The organism is Microbacterium ulmi (assembly GCF_011759705.1).
GTDB lineage: Bacteria > Actinomycetota > Actinomycetes > Actinomycetales > Microbacteriaceae > Microbacterium > Microbacterium ulmi.
The window spans coordinates 2,127,137-2,149,227 of sequence record NZ_JAAOZF010000001.1 but is presented as its reverse complement, the minus strand read 5'-3'; the positions used below and the strand labels follow the sequence as shown (position 1 = coordinate 2,149,227).

Below are 22,091 nucleotides of genomic sequence, written 5' to 3'. Positions count from 1 at the left end.
CGTTCGCGAGTCCACCATCCCGCGCCGAGTCCACCTCCGGGTCACGGGGGCGGAGGGTGGAGTCGGCGGGCGAGGGTGGACTCGGCGCCTCAGCCCGGGCCGCGGTCGGCACCGCGTCCGACGCGGCCTCGGCGACGACGTAGGCCGTCGCCAGACCCGCGTCGTGCGACATCGACAGGTGCAGCGTCGTGATGCCCCGGTCGGCGACGACGGCCGCCGTCGAGCCGGTGAGGGTGAACCACGGGCGACCGGATGCCTCGGGGGTCACCTCGATCTCGGTCCAGTGCACGCCGTCCGAGCCGCCGAGGGCCTTGATGAGCGCCTCCTTCGCGGCATAGCGCGCGGCGAGCGACCGCGGATTGAGCGTGCGCTCCGTGGGCGAGAAGAGCCGTTCGAGCAGCCGCGGCGTGCGCTCGACTGTGCGCTCGAAGCGGGGGATGTCGACGAGGTCGACGCCGATCCCGACGATCATGGATTCCTCCCGGATGCTCCGCACGCCCTGTGCACGCGTCGCGGTCCGCGGGGCCTCGGCACGCGCGGGCCCACGGGCGCGGCATCCGTCACACTATCGCGCGGGGTCTGCGACGCCGCGGCGGCTACTCGACCGTGACCGACTTCGCGAGGTTGCGGGGCTGGTCGACGTCGAGGCCCTTCGCCGTCGCGAGGCCCATCGCGAAGATGTGCAGCGGCACGACCGCGAGCAGCGCCTGCGACATGGGGCCGGACAGCGGGATGCGCAGCACCTCGTCGGAGATGGGGAGCACCGAGGCGTCGCCCTCCTCCGCGATCGCGATGACACGGGCGCCGCGGGCATGGATCTCCCGGATGTTCGAGACGACCTTGGAGTGCAGGAGGGCCGACTCGCGCGGGGAGGGCACGATGACGAACACGGGCTGGCCCGGCTCGATGAGCGCGATGGGCCCGTGCTTGAGCTCGCCCGCCGCGAAGCCCTCGGCGTGGATGTACGAGATCTCCTTGAGCTTGAGCGCGCCCTCGAGCGCGATGGGGTACCCGACGTGCCGGCCGAGGAACAGCACCGACCTCGTGTCGGCCATCCAGTGCGCGAGCTGCTCGATGCGGGCCTGCTCCGTGTCGAGGATGTGCTGGATCCTCTCCGGCACGGCCTCGAGCTCGAGCACGTGCTGGGCGATCTCGGTCGCCGAGAGCGTTCCGCGGATCGCGGCGATGTGGAGCGCGAGGAGGTACTGCGCGGTGATCTGGGCGACGAACGCCTTCGTCGACGCGACGGCCACCTCGGGCCCCGCGTGCGTGTAGACGATCGCGTCGGACTCGCGCGGGATCGTCGCGCCCTGCGTGTTGCAGATGGAGAGCGTGCGGGCACCGCGCTCGCGGGCGAACTTGACGGCCATGAGCGTGTCCATCGTCTCGCCGGACTGCGAGATCGACATGACGAGCGTGTCGGGGCCGATGACGGGGTCGCGGTAGTGGAACTCGTGGGCGAGCTCGACGTCGACGGGCACTCGCGCCCACGCCTCGATCGCGTACTTGCCGACCATGCCCGCGTAGGCCGCGGTTCCGGCGGCGATGACGACGACGCGCGAGATGTCGCGGAACAGGTCGTCCAGGCCGTCGAGCTCGGGGATCGACACGGCGCCGTCCCGGATGCGTCCGCGGAGGGTGTTCGCGACGGCGTCGGGCTCCTCCGAGACCTCCTTCGCCATGAAGCTCGACCAGCCGCCCTTCTCGGCGGCGGAGGCGTCCCACGTCACGTCGAACGGCTCGACCTCGACGGGGGCGCCGGAGAAGTCGGTGACCTCGACGCTGTCGGGGCGGATCGCGACGATCTCGTCCTGGCCGATCGCGAGCGCCTTGCGCGTGTGCTCCACGAACGCCGCGACGTCCGAGCCGAGGAAGTTCTCCCCCTCGCCGAGGCCGATGACGAGGGGCGAGTTGCGGCGTGCCCCCACGACAAGGCCAGGGTGATCGGTGTGCAGTGCGAGCAGCGTGAACGCGCCCTCGAGCTTGTTGACCGTCGTGCGGAAGGCGGCGACGAGGTCGCCTCCGTTCGCGCGGTACTCGCGACCGAGCAGGACCGCGGCGACCTCCGTGTCGGTCTCGCTGCGGAACTCGTAGCCCTCTCCGACGAGCTCGGCCTTGAGCGCCGCGTAGTTCTCGACGATGCCGTTGTGGATGACGGCGAGCTTGTCGTCGTCTGCGAGGTGCGGATGCGCGTTCGCGTCGGTCGGGCCGCCGTGCGTCGCCCAGCGCGTGTGGCCGATGCCCGTCGTGCCGTCGGCGAGCGGGTGGTCGGCGAGGTCGTCTCGGAGGATCGCGAGCTTGCCGGCGCGCTTGCGCATGCCGAGGTCGCCGTCGCCGTCGATGACGGCGATGCCCGCGGAGTCGTAGCCGCGGTATTCGAGCCGCGACAGCCCCGACAGGAGGATGCCCTGGCTCTGCCTGGGGCCGACGTATCCGACGATTCCGCACATGCGTCCCATGCTAGGCGAGCGGTTTCGATAGGAGTCTGAACAAACATCCGGGTCTCGAGCCACAGATGAAGCAGGATGCTGAGCCGCGGCATCCCGCTGTTTACAGTTTGCGCAGCAGAACGCGCTCCACCGCGTGATTGGCCGCCTTCTGCAGCACGAGGGTCGCCCGGTGCCGCGTCGGCAGGACGTTCTCCTGGAGGTTCGGGAGGTTGATCGAGTCCCACACGCCCCGCGCGAATGCCGTGGCCTCGTCGTCGCTCAGATGCGCGAAGCTGTTGAAGAACGAGGACGGGTTCGCGAACGCGCCACGCTTGAGCGCGAGGAACCTGTCGAGGAACCACTGCGTGATGTGCGACGAGTCGGCGTCGACGTAGACCGAGAAGTCGAAGAAGTCGCTCACCGCGACGTCGTTGGGCGTCGGCGGGGGCTGGAGCACGTTGAGCCCCTCGACGATGACGACGTCGGGGCGGCGCACCGTGATGTGGGCGTCGGGCACGATGTCGTAGCGCATGTGCGAGTAGAACGGTGCGCGGGCTTCGTCGGCGCCGCTCTTGACGTCGGACAGGAACTGCACGAGCGCGCGACGGTCGTACGACTCGGGGAAGCCCTTGCGCAGCATGAGACCGCGGCGCTCGAGCTCGGCGTTCGGGTAGAGGAAGCCGTCGGTCGTGACCAGCTCGACGCGGGGCGTCCCTGGCCAGCGGCTCATGAGCTCGCGCAGCAGGCGCGCGATCGTCGACTTGCCCACGGCGACCGAGCCCGCGACGCCGACGACGAAGGGCGTCGTCGTGTCGCGCTCGTGCAGGAACGCGCTCGTGTCGGCGCCGAGGCGTTTGGTGGTCTCGGCGTAGAGCGACAGCAGGCGGCTCAGGGGGAGGTAGACCTCCCCCACCTCCCTGAGGTCGAGGCGGTCGCCGAGACCGCGGATCTGCACGACCTCGGTCTCGGTCAGCGGCTGGGTCATGTCGGCGGCGAGGCGCGACCATTCGGCCCTGTCGATCTCGCGATACAGCTGCGGGCTGAGCGAGACGCGGGCGTCTTCCTCCGGGATGGCGGCGTGGGACATCGCGCCCATCGTACCGGGCGCCGTCCGCTGCCCGCGGAGCCGATAGCCTCGATGAGTGCGCTTGGGAGTCCTCGACATCGGTTCGAACACCGTTCATCTGCTCGTCGCGGACGCGCGGCCGGGCGGACGCCCGCTCGCGACCACGAGCAAGCGGACCGTCCTGCGGCTCATGCGCTACCTCCAGCCCGACGGGTCGATCTCGGAGGAGGGCGTGCGCGCCCTCGTCGCGGCCGTCGTCGAGGCGCGCGAGGTCGCCGCCGCCGAGCGGGTCGAGGAGCTCCTCGCGACCGCGACCTCGGCCGTCCGCGAGGCCGCCAACGGCCCCGAGGTCATCGCGCTCATCGAGGCCGCGCTCGGGCAGGAGCTGCAGGTGCTCGGCGGAGAGTCCGAGGCGCGCTTCACGTTCCTCGCCGTCCGCCGCTGGTTCGGGTGGTCTGCGGGCCAGATCCTCCTCTTCGACATCGGCGGCGGCTCGCTCGAGCTCGCGTCGGGAGCCGATGAGCTTCCGGATGCCGCGGCATCCGTCCCCCTCGGCGCGGGCCGCACGACGGTGCAGTTCCTGCCGAAGGATCCCCCGGGCGAGAAGGCCGTCGAGGCGCTGCGCGAGCACGCGACGGCGGTGCTCGCGCCCGTCGCCGCGCGGTTCCTCGCCGAGCCCCGGCCCGATCACGTCGTCGGGTCGTCCAAGGCCATCCGCTCGCTCGCGAAGCTCTCGGGGTTCCCCGTGCCCGGCTGGTCGGGGATCGAGCGGATGCTGCTGCCCCGCGACGCCCTCGGCTCGTGGATCCCGCGGCTCGCGCGGATCCCGGCATCCGCCCGTCAGGAGCTGCCGGGGATCACGGCCGACCGGACGTTCCAGATCGTCGCGGCTGCGGTCGTGCTGCACACCGCGATGACGATGCTCGACGTCGACGAGCTCGAGGTGAGCCCGTGGGCGCTGCGCGAGGGCGTCCTGCTGCGGTACATCGAATCGCTCAGCTGGGGCTGATCCGGCCGCGTCGCCCTTTACGCGGGCGGCGGTGTGCTCCATGATGCCCTCATGGCAGCCCTCCCACGGGCGATCCGCACACCCGACCAGCGCATCCGCGTCTTCGTCAGCTCGACGCTCAAAGAGCTCGAGCCCGAACGGCGCGCGGCCCGCGCCGCCATCGAGGCGCTCCGGCTCGCGCCTGTCATGTTCGAGCTCGGCGCGCGCCCGCATCCGCCGCGCGACCTGTACCGCTCGTACCTCGCCCAGAGCGACGTCTTCGTGGGCATCTACGGCGAGCGGTACGGGTGGGTCGCGCCCGGCGAGGCGGTCTCGGGGCTCGAGGACGAGTATCTGCTCTCGGCCGGCCTTCCGCGCCTGATCTATCTGAAGGAGCCCGCGCCCGCCCGCGACGACCGGCTCGCCGATCTGCTCGACCGCATCCGCGACGACGACGGAGCCTCGTACAAGACGTTCGCCGACTCGGCGGAGCTCGCCCGCCTGATCGAGGGCGATCTCGCGACGCTCCTCGCGGAGCGCTTCGACGCGGCCCGATCGGCGGCGCCGCAGGACGCGGACGCCCCGCTCCAGGAGATCCCCGCTCCGTATACGGCGCTCGTGGGCCGGACGGCGGAGCTGCACGGCGTCCGCGAGCTGCTGGCGCGCCCCGACGTGCGGCTCGTGACGCTGCTGGGCCCCGGGGGCATCGGCAAGTCGCGTCTTGCGATCGAGATCGCGAGCGAGGTCGCGGCATCCGGACGCTCCGTCGCGTTCGCGCTGCTGGAGGCCGTCACGTCGCCCGAGAGCGTCATCGTCGTGCTGGCGCGGGCGCTCGGCGTGCGCGACGCCGCCACCGAGGGCCATCTCCAGGATCGCGTCATCGCGGCGGTCGGCGACCAGGATCTGCTGCTGGTCGTCGACAACATGGAGCACGTGCTCGACGCGACGCCCGCCGTCGTTCGGCTCATCACCGAGACCCCGCGCCTGCAGGTGCTCGTGACGAGCCGGTCGCCGCTGCGTGTGCGCCCCGAGCACGTGTTCGAGATCGGGCCGCTTCCCGTGCCGCCCGAGGGGGCGGACGCGGCCGCCGCTCCCGCGAGCGACGCCGTGCGGCTGTTCGTCGATCGCGCCGTCGCGGTGCGTCCGGACTTCCGGCTCACGTCGCGCAACGCGACGGCGATCGGGAGGATCTGCCGCGCACTCGACGGCGTTCCCCTCGCGATCGAGCTCGCCGCCGCGCGCATCCGGTCGCTGTCGGCCGAGCAGGTCCTCGAGCGGCTCGACTCGGCCCTCACGCTGCTCGTCGGGGGCGCGCGCGACCTGCCAGAGCGGCAGCAGGCGCTGCGGAGCACGATCCGCTGGAGCGCGGACCTGCTCGACGAGCAGGCGCGGAGCGCGTTGTGCACCCTCTCGGTGTTCACGGGGACGTTCTCCCTCGCCTCCGCCGAGACGGTCCTCGCGGCGGTGGGCATCGACGACCCGTTCAGCGCGATCGAGGCTCTCGTCGACGCGAGCCTCGTCGCCGCGTCGGAGCAGCGCGGGATGGCGGCGTTCCGGATGCTGTCGCTCGTGCGCGCGTACGGCCTCGAGTCCGCCGCGCCCGCGGAGCACGAGCGGGCGACCGCCGCGTGGCTCGCGGCCTACCGCGACCTCGTCGACGACGCGGCGCGCGTGCTCCGCGGCGCAGACCAGCTCGACATGCTCGCGCGCCTCGAGGTGGAGATCGAGAACCTCGCGAGCGTCGAACGGACCCTGCTCACGCGGCGCGCCTTCGACGACGCGGCGGAGTACGCGTGGTCGCTGTACGTCTTCCTGTGGATCGGCGGATACCTCGGAGTCGTCCGCGAGTGGATGCTGGAGCTGCTCGCGATCGTCGAGCGAGAGCAGCTCCCCCTGTCACCGCGCACGCACGCCATCGCGCAGTACTACAACGGCGCGATCCTGTTCTGGCAGGACCCGGGCGCCGACGTCGTCCCGATCCTGACCGAGAGCCGGGACGCCTTCCACGCCACGGGCGACGAAGACGGCGCCGCCCTCGCCGGCGCATCGCTCGCGCTCGCGCTCCTGACGCGCACACCGCCCGACATCGCGGCGGCGAAGGAGGTTCTCGCCGCGAGCCGCGCGGGATTCCGGACGGCGGACGACACGTGGGGCCAGGCGATGGCGCTCGTGCTGCTCGGGCGCGTCGAGCTGCTCGCGGGGGCAGGCGACAGCGCCCTGTCTCGGTTCGAGGAGAGCCTCGCCCTCGCGACGGACCAGGGCGAGCGGCTCGGCATCGTGATCGCGCAGAACCATCGAGGCTGGGCGCGGTTCCTCTCGGGCGACATCGCGCACGCCGTCGACGACTTCGCGACAGGCCTCGACCTGTCGCTCGCGCTCGGCCACGACGAGGGCATCGCGTACGGGCTCGAGAGCTTCGTCGGCGTGCGCGCTCTCGAAGGGGACGCCCGCGGCGCGGGGCTCCTCTACGGAGCCGCCCGGACTCTGCGGATCCGCAAGGGCATCCTCAATCCCGGCGCGTTCGAGCTCTACATGATCCCGCTGCAGAAGCTGCGGGAGTCGGGGCTCGGCGACGAGTTCGACCGCGCGGCGGCGGAGGGGCGCGCACTCACCGTCGCAGAGGCGCTCGAGCATGTCCGCGCCTGAGCCGGCGGGCGACCGCGTCTTCGCCGCGACGCGGTGGACGGCGATCGTCATCATCCCCTTCCTCGTGGTCGCGGCGTCCCTGCTGTTCGCCTTCCCCGACCGCACGGGCGAGCTCTTCGCGTGGTCGATCGCTCCGCCCCTGTCGGCGTACCTGCTCGCCTCGGCCTACGTGGGCGGCATCTGCTTCTTCGCGGGCACGGCGGTCGCACGGCGGTGGCACCGCGTGCGACACGGCTTCCCCGCCGTCGTCGTCTTCGCGGGCGCGCTGCTGATCGCGACGCTCCTGCATCTGGATCGCTTCTCGCAGAACCTGCCGTTCGTCGTCTGGATGATCCTGTACGCGACGACCCCGCTGGTGGTCGCGGGGCTCGCGGTGGCGCAGAGACGAGAGGATGCCGGAGCCCCCGACGACGTCGACGTCGCAGTGCCGTCGGCGCCGAGGATCGTCCTCGTCGCGATCGGAGCCGCCGCCTTCCTGTTCGGCGCCGCGCTGTTCGCCGCCCCCGAGTGGGCCGTCGGCTTCTGGGCGTGGCAGCTCACGCCGCTGACGGCGCAGGTCACGGGCGCGGTCCTGAGCCTGTCGGGGGTCGTGAACGCGCCGCTGCTGTGGGACGCGCGCTGGAGCGCGTTCCGCGTGCTGTTCCCGTCGCAGCTCGTGAGCCTCGCGGCGATCGCCGTGTCTCTCCTCGTGCGAAGCGGCGATCTTCTCTGGGAGCGGCCGATGACGCCCGTCTTCGTCGGGCTCGTCGCGGGCGCGATCGTCGCCTACGGCGCGTTCACGGCGTGGTGCGAGCTGCGGCACGCCGCGGCATCCCGCGATCGGCGCGGCGCGCGCCGTCCGTGAGCGGCATCGGCGACAGGCGTCGTTAGAGCGCGAGGCGCTCCTTCACGACGCTCGCGAGCTCCGTGGCGAGCCTGCTCGCGGTCTGCTCGTCGGATGCCTCGACCATGACGCGCACGAGCGGCTCGGTGCCGCTCGGGCGCAGGAGCACGCGTCCGGAGTCGCCGAGCTCCGCCTCGGCCGCCGTGACGGCCGCAGCGACGCCGGGATCCGACGCCGCGAGCGCGCGGTCGACGCCCTTCACGTTGATGAGGATCTGCGGGTACACGGTCATGACCGACGCGAGCTCGGCGAGGGTCTTGCCCTGGCGCGCCATCTCGGCCACGAGGTGCAGACCCGTCAGCACGCCGTCGCCCGTCGTGGCGAAGTCGCTCATGATGACGTGACCGGACTGCTCTCCGCCGAGCGAGTAGCCGCCCTCGTTCATGGCCTCGAGCACATAGCGGTCGCCGACGGCCGTCTTGACGACCTCGATCCCGTGCTCGGCCATCGCGCGATGCAGGCCCAGGTTGCTCATGACGGTCGTCACGAGCGTGTTCTCGGCAAGGCGTCCCCGCTGCTTCATCGCGATCGCGAGGATCGCCATGATGCGGTCGCCGTCGACGATGCTGCCGTCCGCATCGACCGCGAGGCACCGGTCGGCGTCGCCGTCGTGGGCGATGCCCACGTCCGCGCCGTGCGCGAGGACGGCCTCGGCGAGCTTGTCGAGGTGCGTCGAGCCGACGCCGTCGTTGATGTTGATGCCGTCGGGATCGGCGCCGATGACGGTCACGCGGGCGCCGGCGTCACGGAAGGTCTCGGGAGAGACCCCGGATGCCGCGCCGTGCGCGCAGTCGATCACGACGTGCAGGCCGTCGAGCCGGTGCGGCAGCGACCCCAGGAGGTGCAGCGCGTAGCGGTCCTCGGCATCCGCGAATCGGCTGATGCGCCCGACGTCCGCACCCGTCGGAAGGAGCTTGGGTCCGTCCATGGCGGCTTCGATGCGCTGCTCGACGATGTCGGGGAGCTTGACGCCTCCGCGCGCGAAGATCTTGATGCCGTTGTCGGGCGCGGGGTTGTGGGATGCCGAGATCATGACGCCGAAGTCGGCATCGCGGTCGGCGACGAGGTACGCAGCCGCAGGAGTCGGCAGCGTTCCCGCGTCGAGCACGTCGACGCCCGACGCCGCCAGGCCCGCCTCGACGGCGGCGCTCAGGAAGTGCCCCGAGATGCGCGGATCGCGCGCGACGATCGCCGTGAGACGCTTGCCGGCCGCGCGGCGCGCGTCGGCAGTGCGGCCCTGGCCCAGGACGACGGCAGTCGCCTGGGCCAGGGTGAGAGCGAGATCGGCGGTGAGGGTGCCGTTGGCCAGCCCTCGCACACCGTCCGTGCCAAACAGCGGCATCCGGAGCGGACCGATTAGCGCTTCGAGTACTGAGGAGCCTTGCGGGCCTTCTTGAGACCGGCCTTCTTGCGCTCCTTCACGCGCGCGTCGCGCGAGAGGAAGCCGGCCTTCTTGAGCGTCGCGCGGTTGTTCTCCACGTCGATCTCGTTGAGCGCGCGGGCGATGCCCAGGCGCAGGGCGCCGGCCTGGCCCGAGGGGCCGCCGCCGGAGATGCGCGCGATCACGTCGTACGCGTCGGTGAGGCTGAGCACAGTGAAGGGGTCGGTCACGAGCTGCTGGTGCAGCTTGTTCGGGAAGTAGTCCTCGAACGTGCGGCCGTTGATCGTGATGACGCCCGAGCCGGGGACGAGGCGCACGCGGGCGATGGCCTGCTTGCGACGGCCCACGGCGGCACCCGGAACCGAGAGCACGGGGCGCTCGGCAACGACGGCGGTCTGGTCGACGGGGGTCTCGGTCGAGTAGTTGGTGGTGTCTTCGATGTTCGCCACGAGTGTGTCCTTAGTCTGAGCGGCGCTTACTGGGCGACCTGGTCGAAGGTGTACGTCTTGGGCTGCTGCGCACCGTGGGGGTGCTCGGCGCCGCGGTAGACCTTGAGCTTGCGAAGCTGCTGCGCGCCCAGGCTGTTCTTGGGGAGCATGCCGCGGACGGCCTTCTCGACGGCGCGGACCGGGTTCTTCTCGAGCAGCTCCGAGTAGGTGACGGACTTGAGGCCGCCCGGGTAGCCCGAGTGGCGGTAGGCCTTCTTCTGCTCGAGCTTCTGACCCGTCAGGGCGACCTTCTCGGCGTTGATGATGACGACGAAGTCGCCCGAGTCGATGTGGTTCGCGAAGGTGGGCTTGTGCTTGCCGCGCAGGAGCGCGGCGGCGTGCGAGGCCAGGCGGCCGAGAACGACGTCGGTGGCGTCGATGACGAGCCACTCGCGGGTGACCTCACCTGCCTTGGGGGTGTATGTGCGCGTCACAGTAGTGCTGCTTTCTTGATTCGAACGGAGAGGTTCGTGAATCCCGCTCCGGGGTGGTTCCTTCGCCGAGGGCGACGGAACAGCGCCAGTGGAGGGCTCACGTTCGCGGTGCACGGCCAGCAGGGCTGCGGGCACCAAAGGAAGAGTCTACGGCATCGGGATGCCGCGGCCAAACCGGCCGCGGGACGGCCCGTCAGACCATGAGAAGGAGGATCCCGCTCCCATTGAACACGACGTGCGTCACGATCGCGCCGCTCAGCCTGCCAGTGACGGCGAGAAGGATGCCGGCGCCGACACCCACCCCCGCGCTGCCGACGACGAGCCCCACAGGCACGACGGCGCCCCCGGGCAGGACGTGCAGCGCGACGAACGCCGCCGTCGACACGACGATCGCGGTCGACGCGGCCGCCACCCGGCCGAGACCGCCGAGGTGGTCGGTGAGCGCCTGTTGCAGCACGCCGCGGAAGAACACCTCCTCGACGACGGGACTCACCGCCGCGACTCCCGCGACGAGCACGACGGCGGCGGCGATCCGCCCCGGCGCCGGGCCGGCCGTGAGCGGGCCCTCGAGCGTCCCCGTCGTGGGCTGCACGAGTTCGACGATCGCGCGGACGACCCCGCCGACGCACACGCCGAGCACGATGTCGACGGGTGCCCAGCGACGGATGCCGCCGGCGCGGCCTTCGGGGTTCGCCGCGACGCGCCACGCGACGAGCGCGGCGAGGACGAGCGGCGCCGCGAGGACGACGAGATCGACGAGCCGCAGCATCCATGGCGCCCAGCTCGCGCCCGCACGAACGCCCGGGTAGACGACGAGCACGACCGCCGCCAGGACGTAGCCGACGAACGCGATCGCGAGTGCGAGACCCGGACGCGCGTATACCGGCGGCGGCGACGACCCCGCGCTCGCGCCCGGGGTCCTCGTCTCGTCGGAGCTCAGTGGTTGCGTGCCCGACGGCGAGCCGCGACGGCAGTGACGGCGATGCCGCCGATGCCGATGGCTCCCGCGCCGAGCCAGATCGCCGCTGCCGGGACGGTGCCGCCTGTTGCGGGCAGCCCGCCGCCACCCGTGCTGGACGCGGCGACCGTGACGCCGGCCGTGCCGAGCACCTCGCCGTCCGGGCCGAAGATGGTGACGGTGTACGCACCGGGTGTGGTCGACGTGAACGTCGCGCTGGCGCTTCCGCCCGAGACGACCTTGTCGACCGAGTCATCCGCGGTCGCCGCATAGAAGATGGAGGAGAGCGAGCCGCCGGAGGGGCCCGCCGTGATCGTGAACGTGACGGTCAGTCCCTCGAGCTCTTCGAGACCCGTGATCGTGATCGTGATCGATCCGCCGGGCGCGACCGTCGGCGAGCTGACGACCACATCCTCTTCTGGGGGATAGTCGGCGGCCGTGGCTGCGGCGGCACCGCTGAGGATGATCGCACCCGCGATGGCGAGCGCAGTGATTGCCTTCTTGAACATGTGTGACTCCCGCCGATCGTCTTGCACGAGGTGACGATGGACGACAGAACGTCGCCCGGATGTGCCATGTGTTTGCGATGCTAGCGCAGGCCCCCCGCGGGTCGAAAGGCCCGAGGTTTCCGCCGTGTAACATTCCGGCGAACAGCAATCAGCCAGATCAGGCCCAGAATGTTCCCGCGACGGCCAATGCGAGGAAGCTCGCGTTGTAGACGACGTGCACGAGAACGGCGCCGCCGAGCCGACCTGTGAGGGTCACGAGCAGGGCGCTCACGAGGCCGACGAGGCCCGCAGACACGACCTGATCGACGCTCGCCGTGCCGTCGGACGCGTGCACGACGACGAAGAGCACGGTGCTCGCGAGCACCGCGGCGAGCCCGGCGCCGGCGCTCCCGAGCGGGCGGCGCAGCGCCGTGAAGACCGAGACGAGCACGACGCCCCGGAAGAACAGCTCCTCGACGACGGGCGCCACCACGACGGGCGCGACGGCCGCTGTCAGCCACCACGCGGAGTCGAGTCCGCCGTCGATGAGCGGATACGACGGCAGCGCTCCTGAGCCGCCCGCCGCCGACTCGATCCAGCCCTGGACGAGCCGCAGCATCCCGCCGAGAGCGACACCGAACAGCACGTCGAGGGGACGGATGCGCAGCAGCCCGGCCGGGCGCGACAGCGAGAGGCCGCGGACGACGGGCACGAGCATCCCGACCCACAGGAGCGCGGTGGCTGCCGCCTGAGCCCACGGCGACGGCCAGAGCGTCGCGATGAGGATGCCGGCGAGCATTCCCGCCCCCACTGAGAACAGGGCCAGCGCGAGCAGGCCCTCCCGCCAGCGGCGCACCGTCCGGCCGCCGAGTCGCCAGTCGGTGCGGGCGACGTCCGCCGGGCGCTCATGCGCCGCACCCACGCGCTCGCCGGTCTCGTCCCGGGCCGGCGCAGACCGCTCCGCCTGCACGCCGGCGCGGGTCGCGCCGAGCGGGCCGTCGATAGAGTGGTCGGGCACGCGCCCACGTTACCGTCGAGACTTCGCGGAGGCTCCCCCCGGTGTTCGAGATCCTCGTCGTGTGCACGGGCAACGTCTGCCGCTCTCCCCTCGCGGGTCTCCTCCTGCGTGCACGGCTCGCGCCGCTCGGCGCGCGCATCTCGAGCGCCGGAACGCGCGCCGTCGCCGACGCCCCCATGACGGCCGAGGCCGTACGGCTCGCGGTCGAGCGCGGGATCGACCCGGGCGAAGCCGAACGGCACCGGTCCCGCAGCGTGACCGAGGCCCTGCTGTCGAGCCCCGACCTCATCCTCACGATGACGCGCGAGCACCGCCGGCTCGTCGCCGAGCTCGCGCCGAGCCGGCTCCGGTCGACGTTCACGATCCGCGAGTTCGCGCGCCTGGCAGCGGCGACGCCCGCCGCAGAGCTGCGGCAGGCGGCGGAGGAGGGGACGGATGCCGCGTCCCGCGTCCGCGCCGCGGCTGCGGCCGTGGCATCCCATCGCGGCCTCGTCCTCACGCCCGGCGACCCCTCCGACGATGACGTCGTCGACCCGTACCGCCGGTCGTGGGCGACGTATCAGCGTTCAGCCGCTCAGCTGGACCCCGCCGTCGACGCCGTCGTGCGCACGCTGTGGGCGACCCTCGCGCCCCCGCTGTCCGGGTCGGCGCACGGCGTCTGAGCGTCGCCGCGGATGCGGACGGCCGCCGGCTGCAGACCCGGGGGCCGCGCGACCCGCTGTGGCAAGATGGGGCCAACCCCGCGCCCGCGTGCGACCCGAGAGGCAGCATGGAGCTCAGCGACTACATCCGCATCCTCCGCAAGAACTGGGTGATCATCGTCATTGCGACGCTCGTGGGTGTCGGCGCCGGCGCGCTGTACTCGCTCACCCGCACTCCCCTCTTCGAGGCGTCCAGCACCGTCTTCGTGTCGACGCAGGCGGGCGGCACGGTCGCCGAGCTGCAGCAGGGGCAGAACTTCACGCAGTCCCGCGTGACGACGTACACGAATCTCGTGTCGACGCCGATCGTCATGAATCCCGTCATCGCGAAGCTCCAGCTCGGCACGACGGCGGGCGAGCTGTCCGAGCAGGTGACGGCGTCGGCCGCGCTCAACACGACCCTCATCACGATCACGGTGGAGGACGCCGACCCCGTGAAGGCGGCCGACATCTCCAACGCGCTGGCCGCGAGCCTCACGTCGGCGGTCGAGTCGATCGAGACGCCCAACGGCACCGACACGAGCCCCGTCCGGCTCACCCGCGTGAAGGACGCGCTCCCGGCGCTCGCCCCATCGAGCCCGAACGTCCCCCTGAACCTCGCCCTGGGCGCTCTCGTGGGGCTGGCGATCGGCATCGGCATCGCGGTCCTGCGCTCGGTGCTCGACACCCGCATCCGCACGCCCCATGACGTCGAGATGATCACGACCGCGCCGATCATCGGCGCGATCGCCTTCGACCCCAAGGCGCCGTCGCGTCCTCTCATCGTGCACGCCGACCCGCTCAGTCCGCGTGCGGAGTCCTTCCGCGCGCTGCGCACGAACCTGCAGTTCCTCGACATGGGGGGTCGCGCAAGCTTCGTCATCACCTCGAGCGTGCCCAACGAGGGCAAGTCGACGACGACGATCAATCTCGCGATCGCGCTCGCCGACGCGGGCAAGCGCGTCGCGCTCCTCGACACCGATCTGCGAAAGCCCAAGGTCGCCGACTACCTCGGCATCGAGGGGGCCGTGGGACTGACCGACGTGCTGATCGGCCGCGCGCGCATCTCCGAGGTCATGCTGCCCTGGGGCCAGCGCACGCTGTACGTGCTGCCGGCGGGCAAGGTGCCGCCGAACCCGAGCGAGCTGCTCGGCTCGCAGCAGATGCGCGTCCTGCTCGAGGCGCTCGAGCGCGACTTCGACGTCGTGCTGTGCGACTCTCCTCCTCTGCTTCCCGTGACGGATGCCGCGATCCTCGCGAAGGCGACCAGTGGCGCGATCGTGGTCGTGTCTGCGGGCAGCACGAACCGCCACCAGCTCACGGCTGCGGTCGACGCCCTGCAGACGGTCGACGCGAAGGTCGCGGGGATGGTGCTGTCGATGGTGCCGACACGGGGCCCGGACGCGTACGCCTACGGGTACGGCTACGGGTATGGGTACAAGTACGGCCACGTGGCCGCGCCCGACAAGCCGACTCGCCGCGGCCGTTCCCCCAAGACGCCGCCTCAGACCGCTCCGTAGGAGACGCGATGGCCACGAGGAGCACCGGGCACCGGGTCGGCTCGACGTGGATCGCGATCGTGGCAGTCGTCGCACTGGCGGCGGGGGTCGGCATCCTCGCCGCCTTGGCGGTGGAGCGCGGCGAGCGCGCCGTTCCCGAGGGCACGGCGGCGCCCGTGCCGACGTTCGCGCTCGGCGTGCAGACTCCCTCGCCCACGCCGAGCGCGACTCCCACGCCCGAGGCGCGCCCCCGCCAGTCCGAGCGGTTCCTCGCGGTGGGGCCCGGCGCGATGTGGCGTGCGACGGCGGGGGCGTGCGCGAAGGAGGGTCCGCTCCTGGAGCGCTCGGTCGACGGCGGGGCGATGTGGACCGACGTCACGCCGCGATACCGCGGTGCGGCGCAGGTCGCGTCGCTGGACGTGTTCGAGGGGAGCGAGGCGGGCATCGTCGCGGGTGTCGGCGGCGGCTGCGACACGCAGGCGCTGCGCACCTACACGGAGGGCGAGTTCTGGGACTCGTACCCCGACGTGCTCGCGCAGTCGCGGTACGTCGACGTCTTCGACGCCGCCGTCGTGCATACGCGGACAGGCCGGGTCGCCGCCCCGTGCCCCGACGCTCACGGGCTCCGCGCGACGGGCCCCGTCGTCGCGCTCGTGTGCGACGGCACGGCGTACGTCCTGAGTCCCGACAACGCCTGGCTCCCGCTTCCCGGAACGGATGCCGCGGCCGTCGCGATCTCGTCGGGCGACCTGTGGTCGGCGCACACCGCGGAGGACTGCACGGGGCTCGCGATCACGCGATTCGACGGCGCGGATCCCGCTGCGGGCACGCGGGTGACGTGCGCGGCGGCGGACTCCGCGGGCCCGATCGCCCTCGCCGCCGTCGGCGACGCCCTCTGGCTGTGGGCGGGCGACGCGGTCTCCCGCATCGGCTGACCGCCGCTCGTCGAGCGAGCGAGTCGAGATGGACGGGCCGTCATCGGACGTGCCCGTCCGGACGTGTCCGCCGGGAATTTACGCTCCCGTAACCCGCCGAGTCATCCTCGCCTCCCCCGAACGCCGCTCACGGGGTACTCTCAGAAAAGGTTTCCAACCGGGGGGTTAGGAGGGACCCGAGTCGTGACAGACGCTCCACTGAACGCGGTCCTCGCGCAGTCCGCCGTCATCGAGGCACCATCTCCGGCACGCGCGACCCACCTGTCATCCGCCAAACGCCACGATGCCGACCTCTGGCGCCGCAGATACAGCCGCCGCCTGTGGATCACAGACGTCCTCGCGCTCGTATGGGTCGTCTTCGGCACTCAGATCGCCTGGCTCGGCGTCGATCCCGTCGACATCGCGGGGCTTCCCGTCCTGTCGTACTGGGCCTTGTCCGTCGCCCTCATCGTCTTGTGGATGTGGGCGCTCAGCCTCGTCGACTCCCGCAGCGAACGCGTGGTCGGAACGGGCACGACCGAGTACGTCCGCGTCGCGGATGCAAGCCTGCGCCTGTTCGGCTTCGTCGCGATCGCCGGGTTCCTTCTGCGCATCGACGTCGCGCGTGGCTTCCTGCTGATCAGCCTGCCGCTCGGGGTCGCAGTCCTCGTCGTGGAGCGCTGGCTCTGGCGTCAGTGGCTCGTCGCGCAGCGTTCCATGGGCGAGTACTCGGCGCGCGTCCTGCTCGTGGGGTCGGAGCAGTCGGTGGCGCAGATCGCGGCCGAGCTCTCCCGCACGCCCGAGGCGGGATACCTCGTGATCGGTGCGTGCGTGCCGTCGGGCAGGTCCGGGACCGCTGTCGACGGCACCGGCATCCCGATCATCGGCGACGTCGACTCGGTCGAGGCTGCGACCCGCGCCGTCCACGCCGACACGGTCGCGGTCACGAGCACCGACGAGCTGCCGCCCGCGCGGGTCAAGGAGATCTCGTGGAGCCTCGAGGCGGGCCGGCAGCACCTCGTGCTCGCACCGAGCATCGTCGACATCGCGGGGCCTCGCATCCACACGCGCCCCGTCTCGGGTCTTCCGCTCATCCACGTCGAGACCCCGCGCTTCACGCGCGGCCAGCGCTTCATCAAGCGAGGCTTCGACGTCGTCGTGTCGGCGGCCCTTCTCGTGCTGCTCTCTCCCGTGCTGCTTCTCGTCGCGATCGCCGTGAAGGCCTCGAGCCGCGGCCCCGTGCTGTTCACTCATGAGCGCATCGGGATGAACGGCGAGCCCTTCCGCATGTTCAAGTTCCGCTCGATGCGGGTGGGTGCCGAAGCCGAGCTCGACGCGCTCCTGGCGGCGCAGGGCACCGGCGAGATCCCGCTCTTCAAGGTCCAGGACGACCCCCGCGTCACCCCCGTGGGGCGGTTCATCCGCAAGTACTCGCTCGACGAGCTCCCCCAGCTCCTCAACGTGCTGGGCGGCTCGATGAGCCTCGTGGGCCCCCGCCCGCAGATCGCCGCGGAAGTGGCGCTCTACTCGGATGCCGCGCAGCGCCGCCTCCTCACCCGCCCGGGCATCACGGGGCTGTGGCAGGTGAGTGGGAGGTCGACTCTCGATTGGGCCAACGCGGTAAAACTCGACCTCTACTACGTGGAAAACTGGTCATTGCTGAGCGACATCAGCATCATGACGAAGACGATCAAGGCCGTCATCGCCCCAGGAAGTGGCGCCAGGTAGGGGTGGGCGGGACTGATCGCGCTTCCTCGATAGTCTCGAAGGCGACCTCGGGCGAGCAGAGTCAGTGCGTGCTTAACGCGCGATCGTGACTCGTCGTTCGGCAGGAGGCGAAAATCTTCCCACGTACTCGCGGAGCGCAACTCGCTCGCGTTCGAGGACGTCATCGAGCACAGAGAGTCTTGGCTCGGATCGGACAAGGTCGTGAGCAGCTTGCGCCGACTCAACTCGACGGTGCTGGAGTCCCAGCAGCGTGAGGAGGGAGGAGATGCGCGACCCGTACCTTGGAGGCAGAACAGCCGCAAACGGCCTGGCGAGACTCGCCGAGAACGCGCACCCGTGAAATGAGTCTGTGATCACAAAAGCGGCGTCATCGATGAGGCCGACGAACTCTTCTACCGAGGGACGCATGATCTTTCTCGCGCCTTGCCCGCGGAAGGTCTTCCAGTACTCGATCCGGTGCACAGGCAATCCGAGTTCGCGGCCAACGGCACGAGCCGCGAGGTCCATCTCCCGACTTGCGTTGAGTTGATACACGAGCACATACGGTCCGGGTACTCGCGGCTTCGCTGCAAACGCCCGCCAGTCGCGTGCGGAGAGGCCCAAAGTGGGATCCACGTGATGAAGTACGTTCAGCCCGAAGCCGGTCAGGTAGTCCGCGGCATCGCTCTCCCTCACTGAGATGCCTGAAAAGGTTCGAAGCCGCTCCACAAGAGATGACTCGATCCGAGAGGGAAAGCGCCGGGTGCCGATCGACGATGACAGGCTGAAGCGCGTGGACTCCGGTGGTGAGAAGTTGAGAAAGTACGCCCTGTTGTCCACGTTGTACTCCGCATTCCACACTTGATCGGAGCCGACGCAGTACGCCAACGCTTGGCTCGCGAGCACACCGTCCTCGACGAGGTCGTTGTACGTCCGGTATGTCCGGGTTGTCAGCTGGAGCCTGTGCACGATGAACTTCTCGAAGACCTCCCCTCGTAAGCGAGCATCTCGCTGACGGTACAAGTGGTAGGCAAGTCCGCGCGCCCATCCACGAGGTCCGGGCCGCGGTGCTGAGTATCCGGCGGGGGTGTCCTCGAGGTCTGCCGAGACTTCTCGATAGTCGAGGAAGATGGGGGTGTTGCCGCTCTGCTGAAGAAGCTGTTGCGTGGCGAAGGCCTGGAGTGCCGAGCCGTAGTTCCGGATGTAGTGGCGAGTGACGACCAGCGTCCCGTTCATCGGCGAGATTCCTCGAGGATTACGTCACCATCGTCCCACCCCGAAACTCGAGTGGTCTCGATCTTCGCGACGACGTCCTGCGCGCGAACCATCTCACCATGTGGCGCTGGAAGGAACTTCCTCCCATAGGCGTTGCCTGTCTGCCCCGTGGCACGTGCAACCGGGAGAAGCATCTGCTTCCCGCGCGACCGCAGGTCCTGGCGAAGCCACTCTGCGCGTGTCGCACCCACCTTGCGCCAGTATTCGCGCATTAGGCGGCGATCGAAGCGATAGGTGAGTGCCTGCTTGGCAGCATCAGGAGACCGCGCAATCCTGTAGAAGATCAGCGGATCGGCGATCCTCGCAAAGCTGCTCCCAGCCTGACTCCGTAGCCAGAGCTCCTTATCTTCCGTCCGCACCCAATCCGGCGAGTAGGGGTAACGAAGCGACCACTCGCGTGTGAACACGACGGATGGATGGCAGAAGACCGTGCTGCCGAGGTAGCCGGCAGGCAGCGAGGGTACACCAGGGTCTCTGTTCATCCCTTGCACAACCCCAACATCGTCGATGACCCACGCCCCCGTAGCGACCACGTCGACCGACGGATGTTCGCGAAAGTAGGCCAACTGCCGCTGCAACCGAGTTGGATGCATGAGGTCATCGGCATCCATACGAGCGACAAGCCGCGTGTCGGCCAAAGCTGTGATCTGATTGAGCCGCGCTGCCAATCCCCGTGAAGCTCCATCAGCCACGACCTCGACCCTAGGGCTTCGGATCGCTCGTGCGGCCTGCACGACCTCGGGAGGCGAGCCGTCACAGACGATAAGGAGTTTCCAGTCTTCATGGGTCTGCGCAAAGACGGAACGCACCGCTAGATGTAGCGCCGCCAACTCGCGCACAACGGGGATCCCTACCGTGATGCGCTCGCTCATCGCATCTCGGCTCCCGCGCTCGATCGCCTGCGATGAATGAAACGCTGTGCTCGCGCAGTCATTCTTACCGTCTGCCGAAGGCCCACCGTGAGTACGGCGGCGCGGGTCATCCGCGCTCTGCGCGAGCACGCGTACGGCAGCAAGTACAGGTGCTTCGCTAGGAACTCCAGGTTCTGCGTTGTTGCGTCATGTGAGGTCGCCGCCATGAGGAACGCGAGGAAACGCGCGAAGTACGCGCCGTAGGCCTTGCGACGTGCGGGATAGTTGCAGGAGCCGAGTCTCTCCGCCGCCTGGTCGAATATCGTCTGAAGATCGGCGAGCTTGCTTGCCGAGGACGATGCCGTGATGGAGCCGAGCCGCTGTCTGTAGCCGTAGAACTTGATCGGGGTGTGCACGATTCTGTCCGTTGCCAGAAGCAGTTCCGAGCTCCATACGGCGTCATCCGACGTACGAAGATCCTCGGGGAACTGAATGCCGCTATCGACCAGCAACGATCGCCGCGCGACCTTGTCCCACGGTGCGTTCAGGTAGACGTCGTGACGCATCATCCACGCCAGATCATGCGTCCGGCGCTGTGCGGCGTGGTGCTGCACAAGCACGGGATCGCCATCCCAGTACTTCTCATGGCCAACGACGAGGACATCGGGATGCAGCTCTGATAGCGCCTCATGGACGCAGTGAAGCACTCCGTGGCCGAGGAGGAAGTCATCGCCGTCAACGAAGATCACAAACTCCCCTGACGCGAAGCCCATCGCGACATTCCGCGCGGCCGCAGCCCCGGCGTTCATCTGATGAATTACGCGGACCCGCGGGTCGGCCGCCGCGTACTCATCGCAGATGGCCCAGCTCCCGTCAGGGGAGCCGTCGTCTACCAGGATGACCTCCACATCGCGGAAGGACTGCCCCAGGATACTGTCGACACACTGCCGCAGATACGACTCGACCCCGTAGACAGGGACGATGAATGAGAACTCAACGCCCACACTGGACCTTCGTTCGCCGACAATCGGACACCCAGTTGAAACTACCACGCCGCTTGCAGCCACCCGCGTTGCGAGACCGACATCCGCCGACGCAAATGCTGAGTGACATGCGAGTCCTTGCCGCCTCACCGCGAACTGCTAGTCCCGAATCCCCGAATCGATAGGCCAGGAGTTGACGACCATGTGTGATACTGGGCACCCTCGTGACAGACCGCGCAACGACCCGTGTTGGCCCTTCCACATTCAGGGAGATCCCAATGACCAAGTCCGACACCGATCTGGGCTGCGTGACGCATGACCCATCAGATCGAGGAGTCGACTCGAGTGCTTCACGTCGTTGATCGCACCACAGGGGGTGTGCCGGTCGCTGTGCGCGCATACATTGCAAACTCCCCCGCAGGATTTGAGCATCACATCCTTTCGCCGCTCGGCGGCGATGGACTGGCTGCTTCGGTATGGACAGGCACCGATGCTCATCACCATGACCTCGGCCAAGGGGCGGTGAGACGCATTCGTGCGGTGCGCCGCGCGGTCCGAGCCGTTTCACCCGGCGTCGTTCACGCGCATTCCAGTTTCGGCGGAGCGTATGCGCGTCTTGCCTTCCTACGCCGTCGTGTGGTCGTAGTGCACACTCCGCACTGCTACAGCTTCAACCGAACTGACACGCGTACCAGCGTCCGGCGGCTCTATCGTGCGGCCGAGTGGGCACTCGGTTGGCGGACCGATGTCGTTGCTGCCTGCTCAGCCAGCGAGGCGCAACTTGCCTCCGCGATGCGATCGATTCGGGGGCGTGTCCTCGTGCTGCCGAACGTGGCTTCGCTCGCCGCCCCGCCCACTGAACCGTCGACACCCATCGATCGCCCTCTCCGGGTTGGGATGCTCGGTCGGGTATCGCGCCAAAAGGACCCTGAAGAGTTTCTGCGAATCGTTGGCCGACTACGAGCGGCCGGCGTCGACGTCGACCCCATGTGGATCGGAGACAGCGAGACGGGCAGCAGCAAGGCGCTCAGCAGCGGCGGTGTGTCGATGACAGGCTGGATTACCGGGCAAGATCTCGTGGACGCGCTTTCGTCGCTCGATGTGTACATTCACTCCGCTGCCTGGGAGGGCTTCCCCATCGCGGTGCTTGACGCGCATCAGCTCGGGCTGCCAATCCTCGTGCGACCGATAACTGCCTTCGGTCGGCTCGACCCACGACAGACGACAAGTGCCGACGGACTCACCGCCCTCGCTGACGCCGTGTCTAGCGAGCCGGAGTTCACAGCCTGGCGGGCGGGGAACCGCGCCACATGGTCCGAATACCTCCGGTCCAACACGCCCGCAGAGCAACAGCGCGCTCTATCGCTAGCCTGGAGCCGCACCCGATGACTCGCACAAATAGC

19 protein-coding genes and 1 pseudogene are annotated in these 22,091 nt (G+C 69.7%); 8 read left to right on the top strand and 12 right to left on the bottom strand.

Annotated elements, in window-relative coordinates; all coding sequences use genetic code 11:
* Positions 1-118: 118 nt before the first annotated feature.
* The 3 genes and pseudogenes from FHS08_RS10100 to coaA form a co-directional block, all read right to left on the bottom strand.
* Positions 119-472, bottom strand: a pseudogene (locus tag FHS08_RS10100) (holo-ACP synthase); the annotation flags it as partial.
* Between the two features lie 124 nt (positions 473-596).
* Entirely contained in the window at positions 597-2,450 is a 1,854-nt protein-coding gene (gene glmS / locus FHS08_RS10095) for a glutamine--fructose-6-phosphate transaminase (isomerizing) (RefSeq protein WP_167038581.1), read from the bottom strand.
* 100 nt (positions 2,451-2,550) lie between these two features.
* A complete protein-coding gene (gene coaA / locus FHS08_RS10090) occupies positions 2,551-3,516 on the bottom strand; it encodes a type I pantothenate kinase (protein WP_167038579.1) in 966 nt (321 codons plus the stop codon).
* A 55-nt stretch (positions 3,517-3,571) separates the two neighbouring features.
* On the opposite strand from coaA, the gene FHS08_RS10085 reads away from it, so the two are divergent.
* The 3 genes from FHS08_RS10085 to FHS08_RS10075 are packed head-to-tail and all read left to right on the top strand — an operon-like array spanning position 3,572 to position 7,973.
* Positions 3,572-4,504 carry a Ppx/GppA phosphatase family protein gene (locus FHS08_RS10085; protein WP_167038577.1) on the top strand — a complete coding sequence of 311 codons (933 nt, stop codon included), beginning with the start codon at positions 3,572-3,574 and terminating at the stop codon, positions 4,502-4,504.
* Between the two features lie 51 nt (positions 4,505-4,555).
* Positions 4,556-7,129 carry a DUF4062 domain-containing protein gene (locus FHS08_RS10080; protein ID WP_167038575.1) on the top strand — a complete coding sequence of 858 codons (2,574 nt, stop codon included), beginning with the start codon at positions 4,556-4,558 and terminating at the stop codon, positions 7,127-7,129.
* Positions 7,116-7,973: a hypothetical protein gene (locus FHS08_RS10075; protein WP_167038573.1), complete on the top strand. Its 858-nt coding sequence runs from the start codon at positions 7,116-7,118 to the stop codon at positions 7,971-7,973. Before FHS08_RS10080 ends, FHS08_RS10075 begins: the two co-directional genes overlap by 14 nt.
* Before the next feature lie 22 nt (positions 7,974-7,995).
* Here the strand turns inward: FHS08_RS10075 and glmM are convergent, their stop codons facing one another.
* The 6 genes from glmM to FHS08_RS10045 form a co-directional block, all read right to left on the bottom strand.
* Positions 7,996-9,354: a phosphoglucosamine mutase gene (glmM, locus tag FHS08_RS10070; protein WP_167038571.1), complete on the bottom strand. Its 1,359-nt coding sequence runs from the start codon at positions 9,352-9,354 to the stop codon at positions 7,996-7,998.
* A 14-nt stretch (positions 9,355-9,368) separates the two neighbouring features.
* Complete coding sequence (rpsI, locus tag FHS08_RS10065) at positions 9,369-9,842, bottom strand: 30S ribosomal protein S9 (protein WP_167038569.1); 474 nt, start codon at positions 9,840-9,842, stop codon at positions 9,369-9,371.
* Between the two features lie 26 nt (positions 9,843-9,868).
* Positions 9,869-10,315: a 50S ribosomal protein L13 gene (rplM, locus tag FHS08_RS10060; RefSeq protein ID WP_167038567.1), complete on the bottom strand. Its 447-nt coding sequence runs from the start codon at positions 10,313-10,315 to the stop codon at positions 9,869-9,871.
* A 193-nt stretch (positions 10,316-10,508) separates the two neighbouring features.
* Positions 10,509-11,135 (bottom strand): CPBP family glutamic-type intramembrane protease, encoded by a 627-nt coding sequence (locus tag FHS08_RS10055; RefSeq protein WP_167038565.1) that lies wholly within the window; start codon positions 11,133-11,135, stop codon positions 10,509-10,511.
* Positions 11,136-11,251: 116 nt separating this feature from the next.
* On the bottom strand, positions 11,252-11,782 hold the full coding sequence (locus FHS08_RS10050) for a hypothetical protein (RefSeq protein WP_167038563.1): 531 nt from the start codon (positions 11,780-11,782) through the stop codon (positions 11,252-11,254).
* A 157-nt stretch (positions 11,783-11,939) separates the two neighbouring features.
* Positions 11,940-12,779, bottom strand: coding sequence for a CPBP family glutamic-type intramembrane protease (locus tag FHS08_RS10045; RefSeq protein ID WP_341800382.1), 840 nt, complete (start codon positions 12,777-12,779; stop codon positions 11,940-11,942).
* A 41-nt stretch (positions 12,780-12,820) separates the two neighbouring features.
* Here FHS08_RS10045 and FHS08_RS10040 point away from each other — a divergent pair, with 41 nt between their 5' ends.
* The 4 genes from FHS08_RS10040 (at position 12,821) to FHS08_RS10025 (ending at position 17,600) form a co-directional block, all read left to right on the top strand.
* Entirely contained in the window at positions 12,821-13,441 is a 621-nt protein-coding gene (locus FHS08_RS10040) for an arsenate reductase/protein-tyrosine-phosphatase family protein (protein ID WP_167038561.1), read from the top strand.
* 107 nt (positions 13,442-13,548) lie between these two features.
* Positions 13,549-14,979 carry a tyrosine-protein kinase domain-containing protein gene (locus FHS08_RS10035; RefSeq protein ID WP_167038558.1) on the top strand — a complete coding sequence of 477 codons (1,431 nt, stop codon included), beginning with the start codon at positions 13,549-13,551 and terminating at the stop codon, positions 14,977-14,979.
* Between the two features lie 8 nt (positions 14,980-14,987).
* Entirely contained in the window at positions 14,988-15,893 is a 906-nt protein-coding gene (locus FHS08_RS10030; protein WP_167038556.1) for a hypothetical protein, read from the top strand.
* A 183-nt stretch (positions 15,894-16,076) separates the two neighbouring features.
* Positions 16,077-17,600: a sugar transferase gene (locus tag FHS08_RS10025; protein ID WP_341800381.1), complete on the top strand. Its 1,524-nt coding sequence runs from the start codon at positions 16,077-16,079 to the stop codon at positions 17,598-17,600.
* A 72-nt stretch (positions 17,601-17,672) separates the two neighbouring features.
* Here the strand turns inward: FHS08_RS10025 and FHS08_RS10020 are convergent, their stop codons facing one another.
* Genes FHS08_RS10020 through FHS08_RS10010 form a run of 3 tightly spaced genes read right to left on the bottom strand, consistent with a single transcriptional unit; the run spans position 17,673 to position 20,709 of the window.
* A complete protein-coding gene (locus FHS08_RS10020) occupies positions 17,673-18,815 on the bottom strand; it encodes a polysaccharide pyruvyl transferase family protein (protein WP_167038554.1) in 1,143 nt (380 codons plus the stop codon).
* On the bottom strand, positions 18,812-19,726 hold the full coding sequence (locus FHS08_RS10015) for a glycosyltransferase (RefSeq protein WP_167038552.1): 915 nt from the start codon (positions 19,724-19,726) through the stop codon (positions 18,812-18,814). Before FHS08_RS10015 ends, FHS08_RS10020 begins: the two co-directional genes overlap by 4 nt.
* Complete coding sequence (locus tag FHS08_RS10010) at positions 19,723-20,709, bottom strand: glycosyltransferase (protein WP_167038550.1); 987 nt, start codon at positions 20,707-20,709, stop codon at positions 19,723-19,725. Before FHS08_RS10010 ends, FHS08_RS10015 begins: the two co-directional genes overlap by 4 nt.
* A gap of 294 nt (positions 20,710-21,003) precedes the next feature.
* Here FHS08_RS10010 and FHS08_RS10005 point away from each other — a divergent pair, with 294 nt between their 5' ends.
* Positions 21,004-22,077 (top strand): glycosyltransferase, encoded by a 1,074-nt coding sequence (locus FHS08_RS10005; RefSeq protein WP_167038548.1) that lies wholly within the window; start codon positions 21,004-21,006, stop codon positions 22,075-22,077.
* Positions 22,078-22,091 lie beyond the last annotated feature (14 nt).